The sequence below is a fragment of the Chromobacterium sp. FG89 genome (assembly GCF_057808735.1).
On record NZ_JBMDIQ010000001.1, the window covers coordinates 130,358 to 157,034 of the forward strand.

The window sequence follows — 26,677 nt, forward strand, 5'->3', positions numbered from 1 at the left end:
TTTTCGACATCGAAAAATCAAAAAAATCACTGTAACATGATGATTTTTATCGTCTAATGCGGTGCACAAAAACCGGTTGCAGGGTCAAGCTCCTTGCCCTTAGAATCGAAACATTCGTTTCACATTATAAGCAGGACAAAGCTATGGACAGACAACGCTGGCTACAGGGCACCCTGTACCATCCGGACTTCGAGCAGGATAGCTGCGGTTTTGGCTTGATCGCCCAGCTTGACGACAAACCCAGTCACTGGCTGGTGGAAACCGCCATCTCCTCGCTGGCCAAATTGACCCACCGCGGCGCGGTGGCCGCCGACGGCAAATCCGGCGACGGCTGCGGCCTGTTGTTTCGCAAGCCGGACGGTTTTTTGCGCGAAGTCGCCGCTGCGGCCGGATTGACGCTGAAGCCAGTGTACGCCGCCGGGCTGGTGTTCCACCATCCCGATCCGGAACAGGGAGAGCGCAGCTTGCGCCGCCTGCGTGAGTTTCTGGAGTCCCAGGGTTTGGAGGTGTCCGGTTTCCGACAGGTTCCCACCGACGACAGCGCCTGTGGGGAGGCGGCCTTGGCCTCGCTTCCCGCCATGGTCCAGGTCTTTGTTAACTGTCCATTCGGCATGGATGAATTAATGTTCCAGCGCCGTTTGTACATGGGTCGTCGCCAGGCTGAGAAAGCCAATAAGGCGGACGACCCGTTTTTTTATCTGCCGACCTTGTCGCCGCATACTCTGTCCTACAAAGGCCTGGTGACGCCGGAGAACCTGTCCAAGTTCTTCCTGGATTTGAACGATCCACGCTTCGAGTCCAGCCTGGCCGTATTCCACCAGCGCTTCTCCACCAATACCTGGCCGCAATGGAAGCTGGCGCAGCCTTTCCGTTTCCTTGCCCACAACGGCGAAATCAACACCGTGCAGGGCAACCGCCATTGGGCGCGCGCGCGCGAGCGCATCATGGCGTCTCCGCATCTGGACATGGACGCGGTGCGTCCCATCGTGCAGACCGATGGCTCCGACTCGATGTCGCTGGACAATATGCTGGAAGGCCTGCTGATGGGCGGCATTCCGCTGTTCCGCGCTCTGCGTCTGCTGGTGCCGCCGGCCTGGCAGAACGTCGACTCCACCGACAAGGACTTGCGCGCCTTTTATGAATTCAACTCCATGCATATGGAGCCGTGGGACGGCCCGGCCGGTATCGTGCTCACCGACGGCCGCTACGCCGCCTGCATGCTGGACCGCAACGGCCTGCGGCCGGCCCGCTGGGTGCTGACCCGGGACAATGTGCTGACCATCGCCTCCGAGGTGGGGGTGTGGGACTACCAGCCCGAAAACGTGGTGCGCAAGGGCCGGGTCAAGCCGGGTCAGCTGTTCGCCGCGGATTTGGCCACCGGCGAGCTCTTGTTGCCGGAGGAAATCGACGCCCAATTGAAGAGCGCCAAGCCGTATCGGCAATGGATCAAGGACAGCGCCAAATACCTGGAGCTGTCGATCGAGGACGACGCCGGTGTCGAGCCTTTGTCCAAGGACGAACTGGCGCGTTTGCAGAAGCTGTTCAATATCAGCTTTGAAGAGCGAGACCAAATCCTGCGCGTGTTGGCCGAGGACGGCCAGGAGGCGGTGGGTTCGATGGGGGACGATACGCCGATGGCGGTGCTGAGCCGGAAAGTGCGCTCGCCCTTCGACTATCTGCGCCAGCAATTCGCCCAGGTGACCAACCCGCCTATCGACCCGATCCGCGAAGCGGTGGTGATGTCGCTGAACACGGTGTTCGGGCCGGAACGCAATATGTTCGAGGAGAGCGCCGAGCACGCCAAGCGGCTGGAAGTGCGCTCCCCGGTGCTGTCGCACGAGAAATTCACCCGCGTCACCACGCGGCCGGAGCCTTATCTGAAGGCGACGACCTTCGACCTGTGCTACGACCCCAGCGAAACCGACTTGCGCCAGGCGCTGGAGACGCTGACCCGACATGTCGTGGACGCGGTCAAGGAGGGCACGGTCATCGTGGTGCTGTCCGATCGCCATGTGACGCCTCAGCGCCTGCCCATCCCGGCGCTGTTCGCCACCGGCGCGGTGCACCACGCGCTGATAGACAGCGGCTTGCGCTGCAAGACCAATATCCTGGTGGAAACCGGCACGGTGCGCGACGCGCACCAGATGGCCTGCATCATCGGCTACGGCGCCACCGCGGTATACCCCTATCTGGCTTATCAAAGCATCATCGAGCTGGTGCAGAGCGGCGAGGTCAAACTCAAGCTCAACGAAGCCTTGCAGCACTATCGCAAGGGCATCAACAAGGGTTTGCTCAAAGTGTTGTCCAAGATGGGCATTTCCACCATCGCCTCCTATCGCGGCGCGCAGCTGTTCGAAGCGGTAGGCGTACACGAGGAAGTGGTGGAGTTGTGTCTGAAGGGCACGGTGTCGCGGCTATCCGGCGCGGGTTTCGCCGACTTCGAGGACGATCAGCACAAGCTGGCGCGTTTCGCCTTCAACCCGATGCGGCCGATCTCTCAGGGCGGCTTGCTCAAGTACGTGCACGGCGAGGAATACCACGCCTATAACCCCGATGTGGTGACCCTGCTGCAAAAAGCGGTGCAGAACGACGATTACCAGGCCTATCAGCAATACGCCGAGGCGGTGAACCAGCGCCCGGTGGCGATGTTGCGCGACCTGATGCAGGTGCAGCCGCTGGGCGAGCCTATCTCCATCGACGAAGTGGAGCCGGTGGAAGCCATCCTCAAGCGCTTCGACTCCGCGGGGATGTCGCTCGGCGCCTTGTCGCCTGAGGCGCATGAAGCGCTGGCGATCGCGATGAACCGCCTGGGCGGCCGTTCCAATTCCGGCGAGGGCGGCGAAGACGCCGCGCGCTACGGCACCGAGAAAATGTCCAAGATCAAGCAGGTGGCCTCGGGACGCTTCGGCGTCACGCCGCATTACCTGGTCAATGCCGAAGTGCTGCAGATCAAGGTGGCGCAAGGCGCCAAGCCGGGTGAGGGCGGCCAGCTGCCCGGGGACAAGGTGTCCGGCCTGATTGCGCGGCTGCGCCACGCCAAGGAAGGCATCAGCCTGATCTCGCCGCCGCCACACCATGACATTTACTCGATTGAAGACCTGGCGCAGCTGATTTTCGATCTCAAGCAGGTCAACCCGTCCGCGCTGGTGTCGGTCAAGCTGGTGGCCGAACCCGGCGTCGGCACCATCGCCGCCGGCGTGGCCAAGGCCTACGCCGACCTGATCACCATCTCCGGCTACGACGGCGGCACCGGCGCCTCGCCGCTGACCTCGGTCAAATACGCCGGCTCCCCATGGGAGCTGGGCCTGTCCGAAGCCCAGCAGGTGTTGCGCGCCAACGGCCTGCGCGGCCGGGTGCGGGTACAGACCGACGGCGGCTTGAAGACCGGCCTGGACGTGATCAAGGCGGCGATGATGGGCGCGGAGAGCTTTGGCTTCGGCACCGGCCCCATGGTGGCGTTGGGTTGCAAATACCTGCGTATCTGCCATCTGAACAACTGCGCCACCGGCGTGGCCACTCAGGAAATCAAGCTGCGCTCCAAGTACTTCACCGGCTTGCCGGAAATGGTGATGAACTACTTCCTGTTCATCGCGCGCGAAACCCGCGAGTGGATGGCCAAGCTGGGGGTGCGCAATATGGAGCAACTGATCGGCCGGATGGACCTGCTGAGCCTGACGGCCGGCGACACCGACAAGCAGCAGAAGCTGGACCTGTCGCCGCTGCTGTCGCAAGGCCGGGTGCCGGACAACGAGCCGCGTTTCTGCGTCAGCGCCAGCAATCCCTCCTTCGACAAGGGCGAACTGGCGGAGGCCATCCTGCAAGACGCCTTGTCCGCCATCCACAATAAACAGATGTTGGAGCTGAGCTATCCGATCGAGAATACCCACCGCTCCATCGGCGCGCGCCTGTCCGGCGAGATCGCCCGCGTGCACGGCGCGGCGGGCCTGCCGTTCGGCTGTCTCAAGATCAAGTTCAGCGGCAGCGCCGGGCAAAGTTTCGGCGTATGGAACGCGTCCGGTCTGCATCTGGAACTGGAAGGCGACGCCAACGACTATGTGGGCAAGGGCATGGCCGGCGGCCGGGTGACCATCTATCCGCCCAAGAACGCGGGATACCGGGCGGGCGAGTCCATCATCATAGGCAATACCTGTCTGTACGGGGCTACCGGCGGCCAGTTGTTCGCCGCGGGCGTGGCGGGCGAGCGTTTCGGAGTGCGCAACTCCGGCGCGCTGGCCGTCATCGAAGGCGCCGGCGACCATTGCTGCGAATACATGACCGGCGGCAGCGTCATCGTGCTGGGCGAAACCGGCTACAACTTCGGTGCCGGCATGACCGGCGGCTTCGCCTTCGTCTACGACCCGAATGAGAAATTCGCTTATCGCTACAACAACGAGCTGATCGACATCCACCTGATCAACGGCGAAGCCATGGGCATGTATCGCGCCTATCTATTGGAGAAAATAGCCAAGCACGTTGAGCTGACCGGTTCCGAGACGGCCAAAGCGATGCTGGAGAACTTCGACGATTACGTCGATTACTTCTGGCTGGTCAAACCCAAGGCGGCCAAGCTCGACAGCCTGCTCAAGGACTAAGACGCGCAAGGCGGGCGGCCCTGGTGCCGTTCCGCCGATACCTCATTCAAAACCCGGGCGCCAGCGGGCGACGGGCCCAGCAAGACAGGAAACAACCATGAGCGATGTTTTCCAATTCATGAAGCTTTCGCGCAACCCCGGCGACAAGGTGGACGCCTCGGTGCGCAAGATCGAATTCAAAGAAATCTATCAGCCGTTGCACAGCGTGGACGCGGCCGACCAGGCCGGCCGCTGCTTGTCCTGTGGCAACCCGTACTGCGAATGGGAGTGCCCGGTGCACAACTACATCCCCAACTGGCTGAAGTTGGTGGAAGAGGGGCGTCTATTCGAGGCGGCGGAAATGTCGCACAAAACCAATAGCCTGCCGGAAATCTGCGGCCGGGTCTGCCCGCAGGACCGTCTGTGCGAAGGCGCGTGTACCCTGAACCAGGGCGGCTTCGGCGCGGTTTCCATCGGCAGCATCGAGAAATACATTACCGACGAGGCCTTCAAAGCCGGCTGGCGGCCGGATATGTCCAAGGTGGTGTGGACGGACAAGAAAGTCGCGGTAATCGGCGCCGGCCCGGCCGGCCTGGCCTGTGCCGACGTATTGGTGCGCAATGGCGTCAAGGCGGTGGTGTTTGACCGCTACGAGGAAATCGGCGGCCTGCTGACCTTTGGCATTCCGGAGTTCAAGCTGGAAAAATCCGTGATCAAGCGCCGCCGCGAGATCATGGAGGGCATGGGGGTGGAGTTTGTGCTCAACACCGAGATCGGCAAGGATATCCAGATAGAAGAGTTGCTGGAACAATACGACGCCATCTTCATGGGCATGGGCGCATACAAGTATATGAAGGGCGGCTTTCCTGGAGAGGATTTGCCCGGAGTGTTGGAAGCCCTGCCTTATTTGATCAATAACGTGCGTCAAGGGCTGGGTACGCTGCCGGATGGCGAAGAGCCGATCACGATGCAAGGCAAACGCGTCGTGGTGTTGGGGGGGGGGGATACCGCGATGGACTGCAACCGTACCGCGATACGCCAGGGCGCGAAAAGCGTGATTTGCGCCTACCGCCGAGATGAGGCGAATATGCCGGGCTCCAAGCGTGAGGTGGCGAATGCGAAGGAAGAGGGCGTTGACTTCCTGTGGAATCGGCAGCCGTTGGAGATCGGACAGAAATCTGATAACACGTTGGTGGTGAGACTAGCGGAGACACGCTTGAGTGAGCCGGATGCGAAAGGGCGTCGGAGGGCAGAGGTTGTACCTGGTAGCGAAGGAATCATAGAATGCGACCATGTTGTTGTGGCTTTTGGTTTCCAGGCGGAGGCGGCCCCCTGGTCGGAAATGTTAGGGATTGCCAACTCTCTTGATTTCCGTACCCTTGTTGCTGCCCATGATGCGTACACGTTTCAAACTAGCAATCCCAGGATTTTTGCTGGTGGGGATATGGTTCGAGGCGCAGACTTGGTGGTGAGAGCTGTGTTTGAGGGAAGGCAGGCCGCAGAGGGTATGTTAGCGTACTTGGGTATTTGGTAGCGGGAACAGTAGCTGTATCCTGCTCCTCTAAACATATCTGACTAGGGTGTCACAAAACCGACTGGAGAAAGTAAGAGTAGGTAATATTTTCTATAGGCTATTGTTCATCTCAATGTTTGTATGTGAAATGGTTTTGAGTGATATTTGAGTGTGAAGATATAACTTTTAGTCGCTACTTGTTTTATTATACAGGGATGGTCAGGGTTTGATCTTGCCATAGTCTGTGTTATGACTCTAAAGCTTTATGTGAAATGGTTAAATGCCGATGTGGTTAAGTCGGTATTTTTCTTCGTGTGATGTTCAAGTTCGTACATAAATTTCTTCTGTCTAAAGTCTATATTTTGGTTGTTGAAAGGGCGCGTTATAATGGCCTTGTCATCGTTGGTGTAATCGTATATTTAATTTGGATGAATCATTCAATTTTATGATAAGTCGCCAAGCAAAATTGCAAGAAGATACCTACTTTAGGGTGATGCGTATCTTGCAGGAAAATCCGGATCTTACCCAGCGTGAATTGGCCGAAAAACTCGGTATTAGTGTTGGTGGGCTTAACTATTGTCTTAAGGCATTGATGCAAAAGGGATTGGTGAAAATGAAGAATTTTGCCAACTCCAAGAATAAGTTTGGGTATGTTTATGTGCTGACTTTGAGCGGCGTTGCAGAAAAAGCCGCTATCACACACCGTTTTTTACAGCGTAAAGTTGAAGAGTATGAGGCGCTAAAGGCAGAGATTGATGCTCTTAAGTTAGAGATAGATGGAATTGAGAAAGAAGGAGCACAAAAGGTATGATCAACGTTGCGCCTGTCATCCTATGTGGTGGATCGGGTACTCGTTTGTGGCCATTGTCACGAACGGGGTTCCCTAAACAGTTTCTGTGTTTGACTGGAAGTGAAAGCCTTTTTCAGCAAGCAGCCCGGCGACTCTCTGACTTGTCAAGTGAAGACATTCTGGTTTCAGATCCACTTATTGTTACAGGTGAGGATCATCGTTTCTTAGCTTCTGAGCAACTACGTGAAATAGGAGTTGCGTTGGGGGGGGCTTTGCTCGAGCCTGTGGGACGGAACACTGCTCCTGCTCTTACCTTGGCTGCTCTGGCTGCCATCGAGGGAGAGGGAGACCCAATTTTGGTTGTGACTCCTGCGGATCAGACGGTTATTGATTCGACCGCTTTTTCATCAGCCATGCAATCTGCTATTTATGAAGCCGAGCACGGTTCAATTGTAATTCTAGGTATAGTACCTGACTGTCCAGAAACAGGTTATGGCTATATTCAGATTGAGAGTTGTACTTCAAGCGAGGAAGTATTAACGGTCAAGCGTTTTATTGAGAAGCCAGATGAATCGACTGCTGAAGCATACTTGGCAGAAGGTGGGTACTTTTGGAATGCGGGAATATTTGTGATCAAGGCTTCTGTATGGCTGAAGGTTCTTGAACAATTTCGTCCAGATGTTTTTGATGCTACAAGCTCGGCTTGGAGCAAACGCACAATCGACTCTCAATTTACTAGGCCTGGTAAAGCTGAATTCTCCATGATTCCATCGGAGTCAGTTGATTACGCAGTTCTAGAGCACTGTCCTGGCAGTGCATTTCCAATCAAAATGGTACCATTGGATGCAGGTTGGAGTGATTTAGGTGCTTGGGATGCCGTTTGGAAAGTTTTGCCCAAAGATGGTGATGGTAATGCCCATATAGGCGATGTACTCACAACTAATAGTAAGAATACCTTGGTACATGCAACTAGTAGACTGGTGGGCTTAGTTGGGGTAAAGGATGTCATCGTTGTTGAAACCCCTGATGCAGTATTGGTTGTAGATAAGTCACACAGTCAAGACGTTAAACATATTGTGAGTACGCTTGGAAGACAAAGGCGAGAAGAACACACGCTGCATCGCAAGGTACACCGTCCGTGGGGATGGTATGACAGTATAGATGAAGGAGGGCGTTTCAAGGTTAAACGTATTTTAGTTAAGCCGAAGGCTAGCCTTAGCCTCCAGAAGCACCATCATCGTGCAGAGCATTGGATCGTAGTGAGGGGTACTGCGGAGATTACTAATGGGAGCCAAACTTTTATCTTGACGGAAAACCAGTCAACCTACATCCCATTGGGAGAGGTGCATCGACTGGCAAACCCAGGAACAATTCCATTGGAGATTATAGAGGTTCAATCTGGCGGCTACCTTGGCGAGGATGATATAGTCCGCTTTGAAGACAACTATGGCCGATGAGGGTGATGGGGTGGCCAAATATTGCACATGTCTGATTGGTGGTGTCGTAGTTTCAGATTGCCATTGCAAAACTACAGAAATTCTATCATTTATTATGGTGTTTTATAATTAAAGATATGGATGCTGCAGTTTGAGAGATTTTCGTTGCTAAAACTCTTATTCAGCAAGTGCTTTAGTTGCTTAGGCTTTGAGGAAATGTACCCGTTTTTTAAAAGCACTTAGGTTAATTGTAGTGCTTGGGGTTAAGTGTGGTCGATAAATAGTCTCTCTAGATTGCAGCCTAAGGGCGGAAAGCTCATGAGGGGCAAGGTTTTATTTGATTTTCCGGTTTCCATTTTTTAGAGGTCTAATTTGAAAATGTCAGAAAAAAAAATAGCAATTATTGGTTTGGGCTATGTCGGCTTGCCACTTGCTGTCGAGTTTGGTCGAATTCGTTGCGTTGTTGGGTTTGATATTAATGAGGCAAGGGTTTCTGAATTGAAAAGAGGAGAGGATCATACCCTAGAGTGTAGCTCTTCAGAGTTGGCTGAAGCAAAAAATCTTAGCTATACCCACCTCGTGGCAGATATTGCGGATGCCCAAATTTTTATTGTAACAGTGCCGACGCCGGTCGATAAAGCCAATCGACCAGACATGGTGCCATTGATTAAAGCTAGTGAGACCGTTGGCAAGGTGATCAAGGCTGGTGATGTCATAATTTATGAGTCGACAGTCTATCCGGGAGCTACAGAAGAGATTTGCGTTCCCGTTCTGGAGCGTGTAAGCGGTTTGAAATTTAATCAAGACTTTTTTTGTGGATATAGCCCAGAGAGAATTAATCCAGGCGATAAAGTACATAGATTGCCCGCCATCAAAAAGGTGACCAGCGGTAGTACTCCGGAAATCGCTAGCGAGGTAAATGAACTATATGCCTCAATTATCGTGGCAGGCACGCACCAAGCTAGCAGTATCAAGGTGGCTGAGGCTGCTAAGGTGATTGAGAACACGCAGCGAGATGTAAATATTGCTCTGATGAATGAGTTGAGTCTGATTTTCCATAGACTTGAGATTGATACGCAAGAAGTTTTGATTGCGGCTGGAACAAAATGGAATTTTTTACCATTCCGTCCTGGTTTGGTTGGGGGGCATTGTATTGGTGTAGATCCTTACTATTTGACACATAAGGCGCAAGAGGTTGGATATCATCCAGAGGTTATTTTAGCCGGACGGCGGATTAATGATAGCATGGCTCATCACGTAGCTGACGAAACGGTTAAGTTGATGCTGCGTAAAAATAAGCCTGTACTTGGTGGGCGGGTGCTGGTATTGGGGCTGAGCTTCAAGGAGAATTGCCCTGATGTACGAAATACCAAGGTGGTAGATATCGTAAAAGGTTTGCGGCAGTACAATACAGATGTTGATATCTACGACCCCTGGATTGATCCGGCTGAAGCCAAGCATGAATATGGTCTCGAGTGTCTATCTGAGTTTCCTCCAGAAGGAAGGTATGATGCTATTGTTCTTGCTGTAGGCCACCATCAGTTTGTGACCTTAGGTGAGCAAGGTATCAAATCTCTGGGTAAGCCAGATGTGGTGCTGTACGACGTTAAGGGCATCCTGCCGCTGGGCAGCGCCGATGGTCGCTTGTGAAAGGCCTTTTGTGAATCGATATGAACAAGTTTGCGCCGACTTGCGCGCTTCCCCACGAACCTGGTTGATCACCGGGGTTGCTGGTTTTATTGGTAGTAATCTTTTAGAGGCGCTGCTCAAGCTTGGACAGAATGTGATGGGCCTCGATAATTTCGCCACAGGACACCGTCGTAACCTTGATGAGGTTCGACAACTTGTGAGTGCCAAAGAGTGGAGCCACTTCCGTTTCATCGAAGCGGATATCTGCGATATCCAAGCTTGTCACGCGGCATGTGAGGGTGTGGATTATGTGCTGCATCAGGCCGCACTAGGTTCTGTGCCACGAAGCTTAGCTGATCCTATTACGAGTAATTCCACGAATATCACTGGGTTCTTGCATATGTTGGTGGCGGCGAAGGATGCTAATGCGAAGAGTTTTACCTATGCAGCTAGCAGCAGTACCTATGGGGATCATCCTGCGTTACCCAAGATTGAAGAAAATATCGGCAAGCCACTGTCTCCTTATGCAGTTACTAAATATGTAAATGAATTGTATGCTGATGTGTTCGCTCGAAGTTATGACTTCACAACGATCGGGCTGCGTTATTTTAACGTCTTCGGCCGCCGTCAAGATCCGAATGGCGCATATGCAGCTGTGATTCCAAAATGGGCGGCGGCCCTCCTTGATCGCCAGCAGGTGTTTATCAATGGAGATGGGGAGACCAGCCGAGATTTTTGCTATGTAGCCAACGCGATCCAAGCTAATATCTTGGCGGCTACGACAGTAGACCCCTTGGCTCGTAATCAGGTTTATAACGTTGCGGTCGGTGATCGTACTACTTTGAACCAGCTTTTTGATCTGTTGCGGGATGGTTTATCTAAGGAAGGGAGCTCGCTGGATGCAACGCCGACCTATAGAGATTTCCGGGCAGGAGATGTTCGCCATAGTCAGGCGGATGTGAGTAAGGCTCGTCGGCTGCTGGGTTATGAACCCACACATACCTTGAAGTTGGGGCTGGATGAAGCACTGTCTTGGTATGTGACGAACCGTTAATAATCCCCAGATCGGAGTATTAGGCAATGAAGATTTTTCTGACTGGTGGTCGAGGAATGGTCGGTAAGAATGTGTTGCTGCATGAACGCGCCAATAGGCATGAGTTCATGGCGCCAACTAGGGACGAGCTGGATTTGAGGGATGGGGCTGCGGTGCTGAAGGTAATCAAGGCATTTCAGCCAGATATCATTGTACACGCTGCTGGAAAGGTAGGTGGCATTGAGGCGAATCGGGCTGATCCTTGGGGCTTCATGATCGAGAATGTGTCTATTGGGATGAATGTTGTAAGCGCTGCACGTCAGGCTGGTGTGCCGCGTCTGCTCAATCTGGCTAGCTCGTGTATCTACCCCGCGAATCATTCTGGGCATCTTACTGAGGAGATGCTATTGACTGGGGAGCTGGAGCCTACTAATGAAGCGTATGCAATTGCCAAGATCGCAGTGCTAAAACTCTGCACCTATGCACGTGATACTATTTCTGGCATTGAGTATAAGTCATTTATTCCGTGTAATATATTTGGGCCTTTTGATAATTTTGATCCTGTCCGCGCGCACCTGCTTCCCGCCATCATTCGCAAAATTCATGAGGCCAAAACGGGGGGCGAAAATACAGTTGAAATCTGGGGTGATGGAACGGCTCGTCGCGAATTTATGTATGCAGGCGATCTAGCTGACGCAATTATTGAAGGCTGTGAACGTTATGAGGAGCTGCCGCCGCTGATGAATGTCGGTACCGGCGTGGATTTTAGTATCCAAGAGTATTATGAGGCAGCCCGCCGAGTAATTGGTTGGAACGGTTCTTTCCAGTATGACTTAGCTAGACCTGCAGGTATGAAGCGAAAAGTAGTTGATGTTAGTCGGCAAGCCGAATGGGATTGGAAGCCATGTATTAGTCTTGATCAGGGTATTGAAAATACTTATAAGGCATTTTTGGAGGGACTGTGAGATGAGTTACAAATTTCCGTTGGCTACGTTTACTTGGGATGATGCAGAGTATGGGGCCATTCAATCGGTAGTGGACTCCAATGTATTCAGTATGGGGCCGAGAGTGGCGCAGTTTGAGCGAGAGTTTGCAGAATTTTCCGGCAGCCGCTTCTGCGTCATGGTGAATTCAGGCTCGTCAGCAAATCTAGCCATGATTGCGGCGATGTTCTACACAAAGGACGAGTCGCGTCGTTTACGCCCTGGTGATGAGGTGATTGTGCCGGCTGTTTCTTGGAGCACAACTTATTATCCGTTGCATCAGTATGGGTTGAAGGTCAAGTTTGTAGATATTGATCTGCAGACACTGAACATGGACGTGGAGCAAGTTCGTAAGGCCGTGAGTTCCCATACTCGTGCGATCCTTGCGGTAAATTTACTCGGGAATCCTTGCGATTTCAATGCATTGCAAGTTGTCTGCGATGAGCATCATCTGGTTTTGTTAGAGGATAATTGCGAATCTATGGGGGCGACGCTGGAAGGTCGTCAATGCGGTACCTTTGGTTTGATGGGCTCCTATTCCACTTTTTTCTCCCACCATATTTCCACGATGGAAGGTGGTCTCATCTGCACGGACGATGAGGAGTTGTACCATATTCTGCTGTGCTTGCGTGCCCATGGCTGGACTCGAAATTTACCTCAGGAGAATCTAGTTACTGGGCGTAAGAGCGATGATCCTTTTGAAGAGTCATTCAAGTTTGTCTTGCCTGGTTATAATTTAAGGCCGTTGGAGATGGGAGGGGCATTGGGTAGTGCGCAGGTCAAAAAATTACCTAGTATAGTTGCTGAGCGTCGCCGTAACGGTGCACAGTGGACTGAGCGTATGATTAATCATCCCGATCTGCTGATCCAACACGAGCATGGTAATAGTAGTTGGTTTGGTTTTAGCATTGTGATCCGCCCAGGATCAAGGGTGACACGCCCTCAACTGCTGGAGCGTTTGCGCGCTCTTGGCTTTGAATGTCGTCCCATTGTGACCGGCAACTTTGCAAAGAACCCTGTTGTTCAATACTTTGACCATGAGGTGGTTGGTCAATTAGAAAATGCCAATCATATAGATAAGCTTGGCCTGTTCGTTGGTAACCACCATTACCCTATTCCTGAGGCGATTGAAGCGATCGCCTCGTTGCGTTTCTGAGGAGCTTTTTTATGTCAACCAATGCCCGAAAGAAGGCTCTGATCACTGGTATTACCGGACAGGATGGTGCCTACCTCGCACAGTTTCTGTTAGACAAGGGTTATGAGGTTCATGGTATCAAGCGCCGTACGTCGCTGTTCAATACGGATAGAATTGATCATCTATATCAGGACCCTCATGCAGATGATCCTCGCTTTATCCTGCATTTCGGTGAGATGACGGATTCTACTGCCTTGATTCGCACGGTGCAGAAAGTGCAGCCGGACGAAATCTACAATCTAGCTGCTCAAAGCCACGTGGCTGTTAGTTTTCAGGAGCCGGAATACACCGCTAACGCGGATGGTTTGGGTGCATTGCGCCTTCTCGAGGCGATTCGTATTGTAGGACTGGAGAAGACCACGCGTTTTTATCAGGCTAGTACTTCTGAGTTGTATGGACTGGTGCAGGAGACTCCGCAGAAGGAAACTACGCCTTTTTATCCACGTAGCCCCTATGCAGTGGCAAAGCTTTATGCCTATTGGATTACCGTAAACTATAGAGAAGCCTATGGGATGTATGGGTGTAACGGCATCCTCTTCAATCATGAAAGTCCGGTGCGTGGTGAGACGTTTGTAACGCGCAAGATCACTCGAGCGTTGGCGCGCATTGCTCTGGGATTGCAGGACAGCATGTTTATGGGGAATTTGAGCGCACTACGGGACTGGGGGCATGCTCGGGACTATGTTGAGATGCAATGGCTGATGTTGCAGCAACAGCAACCCGAGGATTATGTAATAGCCACCGGAGTGCAGTACAGCGTGCGGGAGTTCATCCGTAGGGCCGCTCTGCGTTTGGGGATTTCGGTTGAGTTCTCTGGAGAAGGCGACTGCGAGGTCGGTCGAGTGGCTCGTGTCGAAGAGGTTGAAGGCAAGGCGTTGGCTTCCTGCCAACGAGGGGATGTTATTGTCAAAATAGACCCGCGCTACTATCGCCCAACTGAAGTTGAGACACTTCTGGGAGACCCGACCAAGGCCCGTGAGAAACTGGGATGGACGCCTCGTACTACCTTCGAAGAATTGGTAAACGAGATGGTAGACGCGGACTACGAGTCTGCTCGTCGTGATTCCTTGGTGAAGGATGCGGGCTTCAAAATTTACAACCACCACGAATGATGAAGGTCGATCGAGGTCGGCCTCGCGCACCGCATGACTTCCTGCATGCGCTGTTCAACGTATTTGGTGCGTTTCGCGTAAGACTTGCTTCAGGCTTCCTCTGGAGCCTGGTCTCTGCTGTCTCACTTCAAGGCTCTGTCATGCTGACGGGGTTAATACTTGCGCGCATGTTGGGGCTGCAAGTATTTGGGGCCTATGCGTTGGCGACTGCCACCGTGATGACGGTTGTTGGGGTTACTCAAGGGGGCGTGGGAATCATTGGCACCAAGTTTGTGGGTGAGTTTTTACATGCTCACCCCGAACGGGTATCTCGAGTGTTGCGTATGTGTGCGGTATTTACTTCTGTCACTGGCTTCATTTCAACGGCAATGTTATGGGCTTTAGCCCCATTTGTAGCTCGTCATATCTTGGATAATCCTGATGTTGAATCTGCATTGCGGTGGGCCTCGGTTGGTGTGTTGTTTCATGTGCAGACAGTCTACTTGCAAGGTGCTCTGCAGGGTTTTGGAGCCTTTCGGGTGATTAGCCGCGCAGGAGCCATGGTCGGCTTATTGCATTGCATTTTGTCTGCAGTAGGGGCTTGGAAGTTTGGGCTGGAGGGGGCCGTCATCGCATTCACTCTTTCGTCAGCAGCCCGCTGGTGGGCGTTTCGTGGTGCTCTGCGAGTAACGTGTCATGGGCATGCGATTAAAAAAGCAAAGCGGATCGAGAGGGATGACTGGGATCTAATTTGGCGTTTTGCATTGCCCGCGGGGCTTGCCAGCTTGGTGACCTTGCCCTGCTTATGGGGCGTCACGGCCTTAGTGGCGCGTCAGCCAGGTGGCATGGCTTGGGTCGGCGTATTTTCCGTGGCACACCAACTCCGACAACTTTTACTGCAGCTGCCTGTACTTCTCAATACGGTGACGGCATCAGTGCTGAGCCGCTTGAAGGGGCAGGGGGAGGGCAAAGAGTATTGGAGGGTCTTTCGTGCCAATCTCTTCGTTGGCGTGGGTTTTACCACTGTGGTTGTGGCCGTAATGGCTGCACTGTCCAACTGGGTTTTAGGGCTCTATGGACCTGGTTTTGTGGAGGGGCGCTCCTTGCTGTTGTTGTTGTTGCTAGCTGTTATTCCAGAAGTGGCTGGCGTAACGGCTTATCAATTAGTTCAGTCCTCTGGACGAATGTGGCGTTCGCTGCTGCTGATCGTGGGACCGCGTGATCTCATGTATCTGGGACTGGCTGCTCTTGCGTTACCCCAATGGGGTCTAGCTGGTGCTGGGCTGGCTTATCTTATTGCCTATTCGTTTGGCTGTGTTGCAACCTTTTTGGTGGGCATTGGCGGACGAGAGCAGCTTCCTGTTGACAAGGTGGTTTCGTGAAAATTCTGTATTCCTACAATAAGACTGGATTTGAAGCGGCGTATTGGGAGCGTGAGATTCGTGCGGCAAGTAATACGGAGATCACCTTTATCCCTTTTAACCACGGAAAATTCCTTAATCCGGCAATGTATTTGCGGGCGCAGCAGTTAGATAATCTCTATTATCAGGGGCATCCTGGCCTTGCTGCCATGTATGACGCGTTAAAAGCATTGATGGCCAAAGAGCGCACGGATGTGTTGTTGGTTGACAACTGCCATCCTTACCACCCCGAGTTTCTACTTAAGCTCGACACCTACAAGGTTATCCGGACAACGGATGGTCCTGCGACGGCCTATGATCGAGACTTCGCATATATCCATGCGTACGATCATGTGTTGTATCACAGTCCGGCGTATAGTCGTGACTTGACGATGCCAGAGAAATTGAGCTATTGCGGAGCAAAACGCCACGATTTCTGGCCGCTGATGGTCTTTGATCAGTTCTGCCGTCCGCAGGAGTCTGAAGAGCAGGTAATGGCCTGCCCTCGGGATATCGACATTATCTTCGTAGGTGCGCTTTACTTAGACAAAATGCCATTCTTGGCTGCCATTCGTCGGGCATTTGGAAGACGTTTCCAGGTGCACGGTTTGGCATCGACCAAGAAAAATGTTTACTTCAATTTGAAGTACCGTACTCCAATGTGGGTCACGCCTATCCGTTTCGAAGATTATGTGCCACTGTACCGTCGGGCAAAACTTGGTGTGAACGCCCATTTGCGTGGCAAGTTCACTGTAGGGAGCTATCGATTGTTTGATTTGCCGGCCAATGGAGTGGCCCAGCTGAGCGATGGCGGCGAGTATTTGGGGCATTTCTACGATGTTGGGCGTGAGGTTGAGAGTTATGACGATGCTGATGACCTTATTACCAAATTGGACCGATTGCTGACGTACTCGGCCGAGCGCGAGATGCTCGCGCGTGCAGGCTACCGCCGAGCAATGGCTGAGCATCGAGCGGGAACAAGGCTACATCAGTTGCGGGATATTCTGTCGCCGGCCCTCAACTGACTTTTCGACTGGACGATTATAATGTGCGGAATCGCAGGAATTGCCACCTGGCAGAATTCGGCGGCGCTGGGGCCTGAGCTCAAGCGTATGACCGACCCTATCACCCATCGGGGACCTGATGACTGGGGCGCTTGGACTGATGATGAGGCTGGCATTGGCTTAGGCCAGCGACGGCTGTCAATCATCGATTTATCTGCACAGGGCCACCAACCGATGTCGTCGGCTAGTGGGCGCTGGATCTTGTCTTATAACGGTGAGATCTACAATTTCACCGAGTTGCGTGATGAGCTGGAGAGCGCCGGCAGAGCCCCTGTGTGGCGTGGGCATAGCGATACCGAAGTGTTGCTGGCCTGCATAGAGGCCTGGGGGGTAGAGCTGACCTTGCAGCGCGCAGTCGGGATGTTCGCCATCTCTCTATGGGATCGGCGTGATCGTGTCCTGACTTTGGCTCGCGATCGAATGGGGGAGAAGCCGCTTTACTACGGTGAAGTGGGAGGGCGTGTGCTGTTTGGCTCAGAACTCAAGTCCTTGACGGCAGTAGCAGGAGGCCGGCTTGAAGTTGATAGGGAGGCGCTGAGCGAATTTCTTCGTTTTGCCTACCTACCTGCGCCTAGGTCAATCTGGAAAGGTATTCATAAGCTGCCTCCCGGACATATGCTGGAACTGCGCCGGCCTGTGGATGCTACTCTTATACCACGTTCATTCTGGTGCGTGGGGGGAGGGGGGCATGAGGACTTGTCGAGGGAGCTTGCTCACTCCGATGATGCGACACTGATAGATCTTGTGGATGCGCGTTTGAGCGAGTCAGTCCGTTTACAGATGGTGGCAGATGTTCCTTTGGGTGCGTTTCTTTCAGGGGGGGTGGACTCTAGCACAGTCGTAGCATTGATGCAGAAGCATAGCAGTAGACCTGTGAAGACTTTCACAATAGGTTTCGACCAGCCGGAGTTCAACGAAGCGCCATTTGCCAAGGAGGTTGCCCGACATCTGGGCACGGAGCATACCGAACTTTATGTGACCTCCAAGGATGCAGAGGAACTGATACCTCGGCTCCCGTTTATTTATGATGAGCCTTTCGCAGACTCATCGCAAATTCCGACGACTCTAGTGTCCCACCTGACAAAGCAGCATGTAACGGTATCGTTATCGGGCGATGGTGGTGACGAGCTTTTCGCTGGCTACCCACGTTACATGTTGACCTCTGAGCTTTGGAACAAGGTCAACCGATTGCCTTTGCCGGTGCGTCGTGCCGTGTCAGCAATGTTGCGAATTCCTTCAGCTGCCGCATGGGATCGTATGCTGTCGGTTCTTCCGGCTACGCGCAGGCAGTCAATTAATGGACGGCGTATGCACCGACTTTCCCAGTTGTTGGTAACGAGCAGTTTGGGGGAAATGTATGTTCGCCTGATGTCGCAGTGGCAGCCGGAGGAAAATTTGGTGCTTGGGCTTGGTAGGCGTCCGTTCGAATTGAAGCATTGGATTGAAAACGCTGCTCCGATTGAGGCTATGCGTCGATGGGATGTGGGGCAGTATTTGCCAGATGATCTATTAGTGAAGGTGGATCGTGCTTCAATGAACGCGAGCCTTGAGGCGCGAGCACCTTTGTTGGACCATCGTGTGGTCGAACTGGCGTTTGCCTTGCCAGAGCATTCATTGGTGCGAGGGGGGGTTGGTAAGTGGGCACTGCGTCAGGTACTTTACCGTTATGTGCCGCGTGAACTCATTGAGCGGCCAAAGACGGGGTTCTCCGTTCCTTTAGGAGCTTGGTTGAGAGGGCCGCTTCGTGAGTGGGCTGAGGAGTTATTAAGTCCATCAAATCTCCAGCAGGACGGGCTACTGGATGAGCAACCAATTCGTAGGTTGTGGTTGGAGCATTTATCGGGTCAATTCGATCGTAGTAGCTATCTTTGGAACATACTAATGTTCTGCGCTTGGCGTAATGGCGTGGTGCGATAATTAGCGATCGGATATTTAATGCTAAAGCCATATAGAATGCAGGTGAGTATCTGCTGGTTGTTAGTGTGGATGTTGAGCACGGCGCTGGTACTGACATGGTTTAATGAGATGGGCCGTGTCGGAGTTTCTCTATTCGATGGGCTTTTAGAAGCCGCCCCAGTTACAATGCTAATCATTTTGATCGCATTTTTTGTTGCTCGAAATGAAAATGTATTTTTCCTGTTTCTTATTGCTCTATTGCTTAGGTGGGGGATGGTTGCATATTTTGCGTCAGACTCTTTGTTAATGGGAGGAGAAGGAGACCGAGGGGCTGATGATACTTTTTGGTGGGCAGCGGCAAATGAACTGGAGAACCGGTTTCGTGCTGGCACGCTTACGTTAAGTATATTTTGGGAGGGCTTATGGGTTCCGACGGCAACTCCCCTGCATCCTGAGCAAGTTGTCACTCAAGTTGGATTTCCCTTTGTTTTGTGGATATTTAAATCGCTTGGTGCTGAAAAGTTTATTTCAATTCCATTTATAAATGCAGCGGTAGATTCGATGGTGCTGCCTCTTGCGTGGAGTATTTTACGAAAAGTCGCTCCAGAGACTATTTCGCGTTCAATGACTTTATTGGTTGCGCTATTAAGTCTAGGTTTGTCTGATGGGGTTGTTCATGGAGCAGCTGCTTATCGGGATAGTCATATCGCGGTTCTCATGGCTATTAATGTTTTGCTTGCTCTTTCTCGGTTTCCTGGGCGGATCTTTATAAGTGTATTTTTTTTGGTTGTTCTTTTTTACTATAGGCATGTAGCCATTGTTTTAGCTTTAATACCGTATATTTTTCTTTCTCCCCCTCGGTTTTTGAATTTCAGTATTCGGCGTTTAGTAAAAATATTTCTCATGCTTTTGTTGTTTGCAATTTTAGTTATGCTGTTATATCCCCCTGTGCGCGAAAATATTATTGCTTTAGCAATAGGGAATGCAATACCAACTACCGCTGGTGATGTCCGAGATAATGGGCTAACTTCGATGATTGTTTCTTTATCGGGAGGGCCTGCGGGGATTTTTTTGTTGGTTGCAGCAAGCGTTCCTGTGCTTCTTCTTCGAATTCCGATGAATCCGGGATCCGATCTATTGCCATTGTTTTTTACAGGTGCAGTGCGTTATGTATTAATAACACCTGCATTGATGTGGGCGTTGTATAGTAGCATATTTATTGGCGGAGCCCGAGAGGGGTGGAGCGCGCTGCAGCACAGATTTATTGTTGCGAGCTTACTGTGCTATGTTGTTGGCATCGCTATCTTTCTTCCCATTGCAGTATTAACGGGGCCGCGACATCTTTATTTTCTTGCCTCTATTGAATTTGTGCTGACTGCTATTTATTTGCGAGAGATACCTAGGTATGCCATGAGGGTTTGGGTTGTCTTTGCTATTAGTCATGTGCTTTTTGTATATTTTTTCAAGGTTGCAAATTAATGGGGTATTCTGTTCATGTTCTCCACTTGATTCATAGCTTTGGACATGGAGGTGCGGAGCGTCAACTATCCATCTTGGCTCCTGCAATAGCTCGTATGGGAGGGGCGGTGACCGTGGCATATCACGAAAAAGGCCCCAATTTTGATAATGTGCAGCGGTGCGGTGTGAATCTTATTCAACTGCCAAATCGAAACAACAATGACCCCCGCATCTGTATGGACATTGTTGACTGTATTAATAAAAGTGACGCAAATGTTGTGCAAACATGGCTTATGCAAATGGATGTGATGGGAGGGCTTGCCGCTCATTTGCGAAAGCGTCCACATGTACTAAGCGAACGTTCCTCAGGCCCATTATATGAAGCTGGTGGATGGAAGATTGGTTTGCGAAAACTAATTGGACAGAGAGCACAGGCCATTGTAGCGAATTCCATGGGAGGATTAGACTATTGGCGTATGTTCTCCCATGAGGCTGAACTGCGTGTGATTCATAATGCTCTTACCCCTCCTAAGGTAGATGTACCTTTAGATGACTTTGGGCTTAGGACGCAGCCATTAATTGTAGCGGCAGGTCGACTAAGTTATGAAAAAAACATATCTGTAGTTGTGGATGCAATCGCGATGGCACTGCGACGATTGCCTGAGCATCACGCGCTAATTTTTGGTGAAGGCCCTGAGCGTGAGAAAACGCAGGCAAGTATTATTGCTACGGGTCTAGCCGACCGCATACATATGGGAGGGTATACTAACTCTCTCTCATGGTGGTTGCGCCATGCCGATGTGTTCATTTCTGCGAGTTTTATGGAAGGGCACCCAAATGTTGTGATTGAAGCCGCTGCCATGGGATGCCCACTTGTTCTATCAGATATTCCGGCTCATCGTGAATTTGCCGATGCAGAAAGTGCGCTATTTGCGGACACAATAGATGTCAAAACGTTTGCACAAGCTTTAGTGGATACGGTATTAAATCGAGACGCGGCCATTGCTCGAGCTCAGAATGCTCGCTTCTTAACTGAGGGCCTGAGTATCGATCGCGCAGCTCAGCAGTATATCGATCTCTATAATGTTGTGCTGAAGGTGCCGCGCTCATGAAGATTGTTATTAACGCTTATTCGGCTCGTCAAGGTGGGGGGCAAACCTACCTGATAAACTTATTGAACCATTTGCCGGAGAGTAACTCTCTGCAGATAGAGGTTTTTGCCCCAAGACGGCTAGCCTTACCTGTTCATCCAAATATTCGGCGGGTGCACGCTGATTGGCCGACAGAAAACCCGGTGCTGCGGGCTTTATGGGAGCGTTGGATGCTGCCTAAGTACCTTAAGCGTACGGGTGCAGATGTATTGTTCTGTCCGGGAGGATTGGTTGCTACCAAGGTGCCAAACGGTTGTCGTGTAGTAACTATGTTTCGCAATATGACCCCTTTCGATGCCAAGGCATTGCGTCGTATGCCTTGGGATTTGCAGCGTGTTCGCCAGTATCTATTGCGTAATCTCATGCTACGTAGCATGAGGGAGGCGGATTTAACTATTTTCATTTCCGATTACGCGCGCCGGGTGATTGAGGCTCTGGCCCCGGTTCCTCGTGCAGTTACTATTCCGCATGGTATTTCAGAAGCCTTTCGCATTAGAGAGCAAGTACCTCCTTCTCCAGCGATTGCGGGTGGGGAACCGTATCTGTTGTATGTGTCAAAGGTGGATAGCTACAAACACCACGAAGAGGTTGTAAGCGGGTATGCTTTGCTCGCATCAGAATTGCGCGAGCGGTGTCGGCTTATTCTTGTTGGTGAAGCAGATGGGGCTGGTGCAGAGAAACTTCGTCGAATGATTAAAACTCTTGGATTGACTGATAGGATTATTTTGAGTGGCGCGATAAATTATCAAGAACTACCCGCCCTTTATCAAAATGCAGAAGCAAATATATTTGCTTCCTCCTGTGAGAACTGTCCTAATATTTTACTTGAGGCGCTGGCTGCTGGTCGGCCAGTGCTATCATCGGATATTGATCCAATGCCTGAGTTTGGTGGAAAAAATATTGGCTACTTTTCACCATTTAGTCCGGAGAGTATTGCGATGGCTATGACTAGAGTGTTGCTGGAGCCAGCAACTGCGGCCAGTTGGGCTGCTGCAGCAAGAGAGCGTAGCACTTATTATGATTGGAAATGTACCGCGAATAGTACTTGGAGAGAAGTTCTGAAATTAGGTCAACGCTAACGTTATGCTTGCCAAGTATGTATTTCTATAAATATATTATATTAATATTATGAAGAAAAATTCGAGCGAAATGAAAATTCTTGTCTTGGGATGTACTGGCATGCTCGGAAATGCTGTTTTCCGTTATTTGACAGAACAAAAGCTATTTCAGGTCTGGGGGACAGCGAGAAGTAGCGGTGTTATTAATAGACTTCCTTCGTCAAATAAAGTAATTGGTGGGGTTGATGTTGAAAATTTCGACAGTCTTTGTCAGGTTTTTGCAAAGGTTAAGCCCGATGTGGTAATTAATTGTATTGGTCTCGTCAAACAGTTGGCAGAGTCCAATGATCCACTTTTAGCCTTGCCAATAAATGCACTATTACCCCATAGGCTTGCTAGGCTATGCGGGTTGACTGACTCTAGGTTAATTCATGTGAGCACTGATTGTGTTTTCACAGGCCTAAAGGGGAATTATGTAGAGTCTGATGCTCCCGATGCAATGGATCTATATGGAAGAAGTAAGCTTATCGGCGAGGTTGATTATCCACATGCAGTCACATTAAGAACATCAATTATCGGGCACGAGTTAGCATCATCACATGGATTGATCGGGTGGTTTCTTGATCAAAATCTAAGTGTTCGTGGATTTACCCGAGCAGTTTTTTCTGGATTGCCAACGTGTGAATTGGCACGCATTATTGCTGAGCATGTTCTGCCTAATGAAAAATTGTGTGGGTTATATCATGTTTCTAGCAGTCCAATTTCAAAGCATGATTTGTTGAAGTTGGTTGCAAAAACTTATAATCATAATATTGAAATTTTGGCTGATGATAAACTAATCATTGACCGCTCACTTGATTCGTCGCGGTTCCGTAGTGCAACCGGTTACCAAGCTCCACCTTGGTTTGAGCTTGTCCAAAGTATGTACTCTTTTGGCTAATCACATCATATTCAGTATCAGGATAATGCTAATGTTTAATGATCGTACCTTGCTTATTACAGGTGGAACGGGCTCGTTTGGTAATGCAGTATTGCGCCGTTTTCTCGAATCGGACTTAAAAGAAATTCGAATTTTTAGCCGTGATGAAAAAAAACAAGATGACATGCGGAAAAAATACAATAATGCCAAAATAAAATTTTACTTAGGAGATGTCAGAGACTTTAGAAGCGTTGAGCAAGCAATGCGTGGTGTTGATTTTGTGTTTCATGCTGCTGCGCTTAAGCAAGTTCCATCTTGTGAGTTTCATCCAATGCAGGCTGTTCAGACTAACGTATACGGTACTGAGAATGTACTCATTGCGGCTATTGCGGCAGGAATAAAGCGGGTTATTTGTTTAAGTACCGACAAGGCCGTCTACCCTATCAATGCCATGGGAATAAGCAAGGCGATGATGGAAAAAGTGATGGTGGCTACAAGTCGCAATCTTGAAGGAACAGGGACGGTCATTTGCGGTACAAGATATGGTAATGTAATGGCCTCTCGAGGTTCCGTTATTCCATTATTTGTAGAGCAGGTCCGGGCTGGTAAGCCCATCACAATTACAGACCCAGCAATGACCCGTTTTATGATGACTTTGAATGATGCGGTGGACTTGGTCCTTTATGCTTTTGAGCATGGGCATAATGGGGACATTTTTGTACAGAAGGCTCCTGCCGCTACGGTTGAAGTACTGGCTCATGCCGTTCTTTCTATAATGAATAAGTCAGATTCTCCTGTGCAGGTGATTGGAACCCGGCATGGTGAAAAATTGTACGAAGTACTGCTGGGGCGTGAAGAAATGGCGTGCGCTGAGGATATGGGGGATTATTTTAGAATTCCCGCTGATGGGCGTGACTTAAATTATGAAAAATATGTTGAACAAGGGAATCAACTGCTGACCCAGACGAGTCATGGTGACGATTACAACTCGCACAATACAGTGCGCCTGGATTTTGAAGATATGAAAAAGCTGCTTTTGAAGCTAGATTTTATGGCACGTATTTCTCGTGGTGAATATGCTGAAGCTGAGGATTGAAAATGAAAAAGCTTAAAGTCATGACTGTAGTTGGCACCCGCCCTGAGATTATACGGTTGTCAAGGGTAATGGCGAAGCTTGATGAATTTTGTGATCATACAATTGTGCACACCGGCCAAAACTATGATTATGAATTGAATCAAATATTTTTTGATGATTTAAAAATTAGAAAGCCCGATATTTTTTTGAATGCAGCGGGCTCAACTTCTGCTGAAACTATCGGCATGATCATCGCAAAAATGGATGGGGTGCTTGCGGAAGAAAGTCCTGACGCATTGCTTGTTTTAGGTGATACAAATAGTTGCTTGTCGGTGATTCCGGCAAAAAGAAGAAAAGTGCCAATCTTCCATATGGAGGCTGGTAATCGTTGTTTCGACATGCGAGTCCCTGAAGAGATTAATAGGAAAATTGTTGACCATACCTCTGATGTGAATTTGACTTACAGTACCATTTCGCGAGAATGTTTGCTTAAAGAGGGTCTACCTGCAGACTTGATTATTAAAACGGGTAGTCCAATGTCTGAAGTGATTGAGTTCTACCGAGAGGCAATTGACCATTCAGATGTTTTGGAACGACTAGGATTAAAATCTGGCGAGTTTTTCGTTGTTAGTGCCCATCGTGAAGAAAATGTTGATTCAGATGTTAATCTGTGTAAGTTGATAAATATTTTAAATGAAATTTCAGAGCAATTTAAGCTTCCTATAATTGTATCCACACACCCTAGAACTCAAAAAAGACTTGCTACTGTTGGGGCAAAATTTAATGAATTGGTAAGATTGCTTAAGCCATTAGGTTTTACGGATTACAATAAGCTTCAACTTTCAGCCCGTGCGGTTCTTTCCGATAGTGGAACAATAAGTGAGGAATCTTCAATTTTGAACTTCCCTGCTTTAAATATGAGAGAGACTCAAGAGCGTCATGAGGCTTTTGAAGAGGGGTCTGTCATGATGGTGGGATTGGATGTTGATAGAGTTATGCAAGGTTTGTCTATTCTTGATTTACAGCCACGTGGTGAAGAAAGATTGCTGAGATCTGTTTCAGACTATTCCATGAAAAATGTCTCTGACAAAGTTGTACGCATTATTCATAGCCACACCGATTATGTGAATCGAGTGGTATGGAGAAAGTACTGAGGCTCGATTAATGCAGGTTGTGCTGATTGCTGATACTTTTCCACCCCATCGGACTTCTGGCGCAGTCCAGCTCCGGGATTTGGCTCGCGAGTTTGTACGTCAAGGGCATAATTTGACCGTGCTTCTTCCTTCGTCTGATCAGAAGGAGTCTTGGCAGTTGGAGGAGTTTGATGGGGCGCAGGTATTACGTTTAAAAGCTCCGCGTACGAAGGATGTTGGTTATGTGCGACGTACGTTAGGTGAGTTGCTCATGCCCTTTTCGATGCTATTACAGCTTCGGAAAAGCCCTTTAGCCCATGCATGTTGGGAGGGCATCGTGTGGTATGCACCATCTATTTTCCATGCTCCTTTGGCCCAAATTCTTAAGCGTTCAAATGGTTGTAAAGGCTACCTGATAATCCGTGATATTTTTCCTAATTGGGCTGTTGATATGGGGCTGATGAGGCGTGGTTTGCCTTATCTTTTTTTTGATATGATGGCACGCTATCAGTATTCGGTTGCCGATATTATTGGTGTTCAAACTCCTGGAAATCAAGCGTATTTCGATTGTTGGCAACGGCAACCTGGTCGACGTTTGGAAGTATTGCAAAACTGGCTTGATATTCCTGCTGCGGTACCTTGCTCAATACGGATCAACGAGACTCGTTTAAGGGGGCGGAAAATTTTTGTTTATGCGGGCAACATGGGGGTGGCGCAAGGCATGGATGTTTTGCTCGACTTGGCCGATAAACTGTACAGTAGACAAGATGTCGGTTTTTTATTTGTTGGTCGAGGTAGTGAGGTGGGAAGGTTGCGTGCTGCCGCTCAGGAGAGGCAGCTAGATAATGTTGTGTTTTTTGAAGAAATTCATCCTGATGAAATTCCAGGGCTTTATGCGCAGTGTAATGTTGGAATTGTGGCTTTGGATCCTCGCCATAAATCCCATAATATTCCTGGGAAATTTTTGACTTATATGCAAAGCGGGCTTCCTGTATTGGCAAATATCAACCGTGGTAATGATCTTGCCCATTTAATTCGTAGTGAACAGGTAGGGCAAATCTGTGAAAGTAACCAGGTCGATGAGTTGCAATTGTGTGCAGAGAAGCTATTGGTTCAGATTGATGATGGCACTGACTTTACCGCACGTTGTCGGGGGCTTTTTGAGCGTGAGTTTTCAGTTAAAAAGGTAGTGGAGCAAATTGTTGCGGGACTAGCCTCTTGAGGTTTATGAGTGATTTCACAAGTGGTTATTTCCGAGGTGTTATTTTCTCTGCTCGAAGAT

19 protein-coding genes are annotated in these 26,677 nt (G+C 50.3%); all 19 read left to right on the top strand.

Translation table 11 applies throughout. The annotated features are described in order from the left end of the window. Nucleotides 1-143: 143 nt before the first annotated feature. The 19 genes from gltB (at nucleotide 144) to ACODRW_RS00675 (ending at nucleotide 26,617) form a co-directional block, all read left to right on the top strand. A complete protein-coding gene (gene gltB, locus ACODRW_RS00585; protein WP_488904946.1) occupies nucleotides 144-4,592 on the top strand; it encodes a glutamate synthase large subunit in 4,449 nt (1,482 codons plus the stop codon). A 97-nt stretch (nucleotides 4,593-4,689) separates the two neighbouring features. Further along, nucleotides 4,690-6,105: an FAD-dependent oxidoreductase gene (locus ACODRW_RS00590; RefSeq protein WP_488904947.1), complete on the top strand. Its 1,416-nt coding sequence runs from the start codon at nucleotides 4,690-4,692 to the stop codon at nucleotides 6,103-6,105. Between the two features lie 403 nt (nucleotides 6,106-6,508). Then, nucleotides 6,509-6,895 (top strand): MarR family EPS-associated transcriptional regulator, encoded by a 387-nt coding sequence (locus ACODRW_RS00595; RefSeq protein ID WP_235086411.1) that lies wholly within the window; start codon nucleotides 6,509-6,511, stop codon nucleotides 6,893-6,895. Then, complete coding sequence (locus ACODRW_RS00600; RefSeq protein ID WP_488904948.1) at nucleotides 6,892-8,331, top strand: mannose-1-phosphate guanylyltransferase/mannose-6-phosphate isomerase; 1,440 nt, start codon at nucleotides 6,892-6,894, stop codon at nucleotides 8,329-8,331. Before ACODRW_RS00595 ends, ACODRW_RS00600 begins: the two co-directional genes overlap by 4 nt. A 357-nt stretch (nucleotides 8,332-8,688) precedes the next feature. Continuing rightward, entirely contained in the window at nucleotides 8,689-9,960 is a 1,272-nt protein-coding gene (gene tviB / locus ACODRW_RS00605; RefSeq protein ID WP_488905082.1) for a Vi polysaccharide biosynthesis UDP-N-acetylglucosamine C-6 dehydrogenase TviB, read from the top strand. Nucleotides 9,961-10,024: 64 nt separating this feature from the next. Beyond that, a complete protein-coding gene (locus ACODRW_RS00610; protein ID WP_304502829.1) occupies nucleotides 10,025-10,993 on the top strand; it encodes an NAD-dependent epimerase/dehydratase family protein in 969 nt (322 codons plus the stop codon). Between the two features lie 26 nt (nucleotides 10,994-11,019). After that, nucleotides 11,020-11,937 (top strand): GDP-L-fucose synthase family protein, encoded by a 918-nt coding sequence (locus ACODRW_RS00615; protein ID WP_488904949.1) that lies wholly within the window; start codon nucleotides 11,020-11,022, stop codon nucleotides 11,935-11,937. A gap of 1 nt (nucleotide 11,938) precedes the next feature. Next, the gene (locus ACODRW_RS00620) at nucleotides 11,939-13,111 is read left to right on the top strand and encodes a DegT/DnrJ/EryC1/StrS family aminotransferase (RefSeq protein ID WP_235086421.1); all 1,173 of its coding nucleotides are present in this window, start codon (nucleotides 11,939-11,941) and stop codon (nucleotides 13,109-13,111) included. Between the two features lie 11 nt (nucleotides 13,112-13,122). Further along, on the top strand, nucleotides 13,123-14,262 hold the full coding sequence (gmd, locus tag ACODRW_RS00625; protein ID WP_235086424.1) for a GDP-mannose 4,6-dehydratase: 1,140 nt from the start codon (nucleotides 13,123-13,125) through the stop codon (nucleotides 14,260-14,262). Then, on the top strand, nucleotides 14,259-15,623 hold the full coding sequence (locus tag ACODRW_RS00630) for an oligosaccharide flippase family protein (RefSeq protein WP_488904950.1): 1,365 nt from the start codon (nucleotides 14,259-14,261) through the stop codon (nucleotides 15,621-15,623). Before gmd ends, ACODRW_RS00630 begins: the two co-directional genes overlap by 4 nt. Beyond that, nucleotides 15,620-16,666: a glycosyltransferase family protein gene (locus tag ACODRW_RS00635; RefSeq protein WP_488904951.1), complete on the top strand. Its 1,047-nt coding sequence runs from the start codon at nucleotides 15,620-15,622 to the stop codon at nucleotides 16,664-16,666. The genes ACODRW_RS00630 and ACODRW_RS00635 overlap by 4 nt, the downstream gene beginning before the upstream one ends. Before the next feature lie 21 nt (nucleotides 16,667-16,687). Beyond that, nucleotides 16,688-18,622, top strand: coding sequence for an asparagine synthase (glutamine-hydrolyzing) (gene asnB / locus ACODRW_RS00640; RefSeq protein WP_488904952.1), 1,935 nt, complete (start codon nucleotides 16,688-16,690; stop codon nucleotides 18,620-18,622). A 36-nt stretch (nucleotides 18,623-18,658) separates the two neighbouring features. Beyond that, on the top strand, nucleotides 18,659-20,080 hold the full coding sequence (locus tag ACODRW_RS00645; RefSeq protein ID WP_488904953.1) for a hypothetical protein: 1,422 nt from the start codon (nucleotides 18,659-18,661) through the stop codon (nucleotides 20,078-20,080). Next, a complete protein-coding gene (locus tag ACODRW_RS00650) occupies nucleotides 20,080-21,171 on the top strand; it encodes a glycosyltransferase (protein ID WP_488904954.1) in 1,092 nt (363 codons plus the stop codon). The genes ACODRW_RS00645 and ACODRW_RS00650 overlap by 1 nt, the downstream gene beginning before the upstream one ends. Beyond that, a complete protein-coding gene (locus ACODRW_RS00655) occupies nucleotides 21,168-22,289 on the top strand; it encodes a glycosyltransferase family 4 protein (protein ID WP_488904955.1) in 1,122 nt (373 codons plus the stop codon). Before ACODRW_RS00650 ends, ACODRW_RS00655 begins: the two co-directional genes overlap by 4 nt. Before the next feature lie 70 nt (nucleotides 22,290-22,359). Continuing rightward, nucleotides 22,360-23,208: a dTDP-4-dehydrorhamnose reductase family protein gene (locus ACODRW_RS00660; protein ID WP_235086437.1), complete on the top strand. Its 849-nt coding sequence runs from the start codon at nucleotides 22,360-22,362 to the stop codon at nucleotides 23,206-23,208. 31 nt (nucleotides 23,209-23,239) lie between these two features. After that, on the top strand, nucleotides 23,240-24,283 hold the full coding sequence (locus tag ACODRW_RS00665) for a polysaccharide biosynthesis protein (RefSeq protein WP_488904956.1): 1,044 nt from the start codon (nucleotides 23,240-23,242) through the stop codon (nucleotides 24,281-24,283). Nucleotides 24,284-24,285: 2 nt separating this feature from the next. Next, entirely contained in the window at nucleotides 24,286-25,416 is a 1,131-nt protein-coding gene (gene wecB / locus ACODRW_RS00670) for a non-hydrolyzing UDP-N-acetylglucosamine 2-epimerase (RefSeq protein ID WP_488904957.1), read from the top strand. Nucleotides 25,417-25,426: 10 nt separating this feature from the next. Continuing rightward, nucleotides 25,427-26,617: a glycosyltransferase family 4 protein gene (locus ACODRW_RS00675; RefSeq protein ID WP_488904958.1), complete on the top strand. Its 1,191-nt coding sequence runs from the start codon at nucleotides 25,427-25,429 to the stop codon at nucleotides 26,615-26,617. The last annotated feature ends 60 nt before the right edge of the window (nucleotides 26,618-26,677 follow it).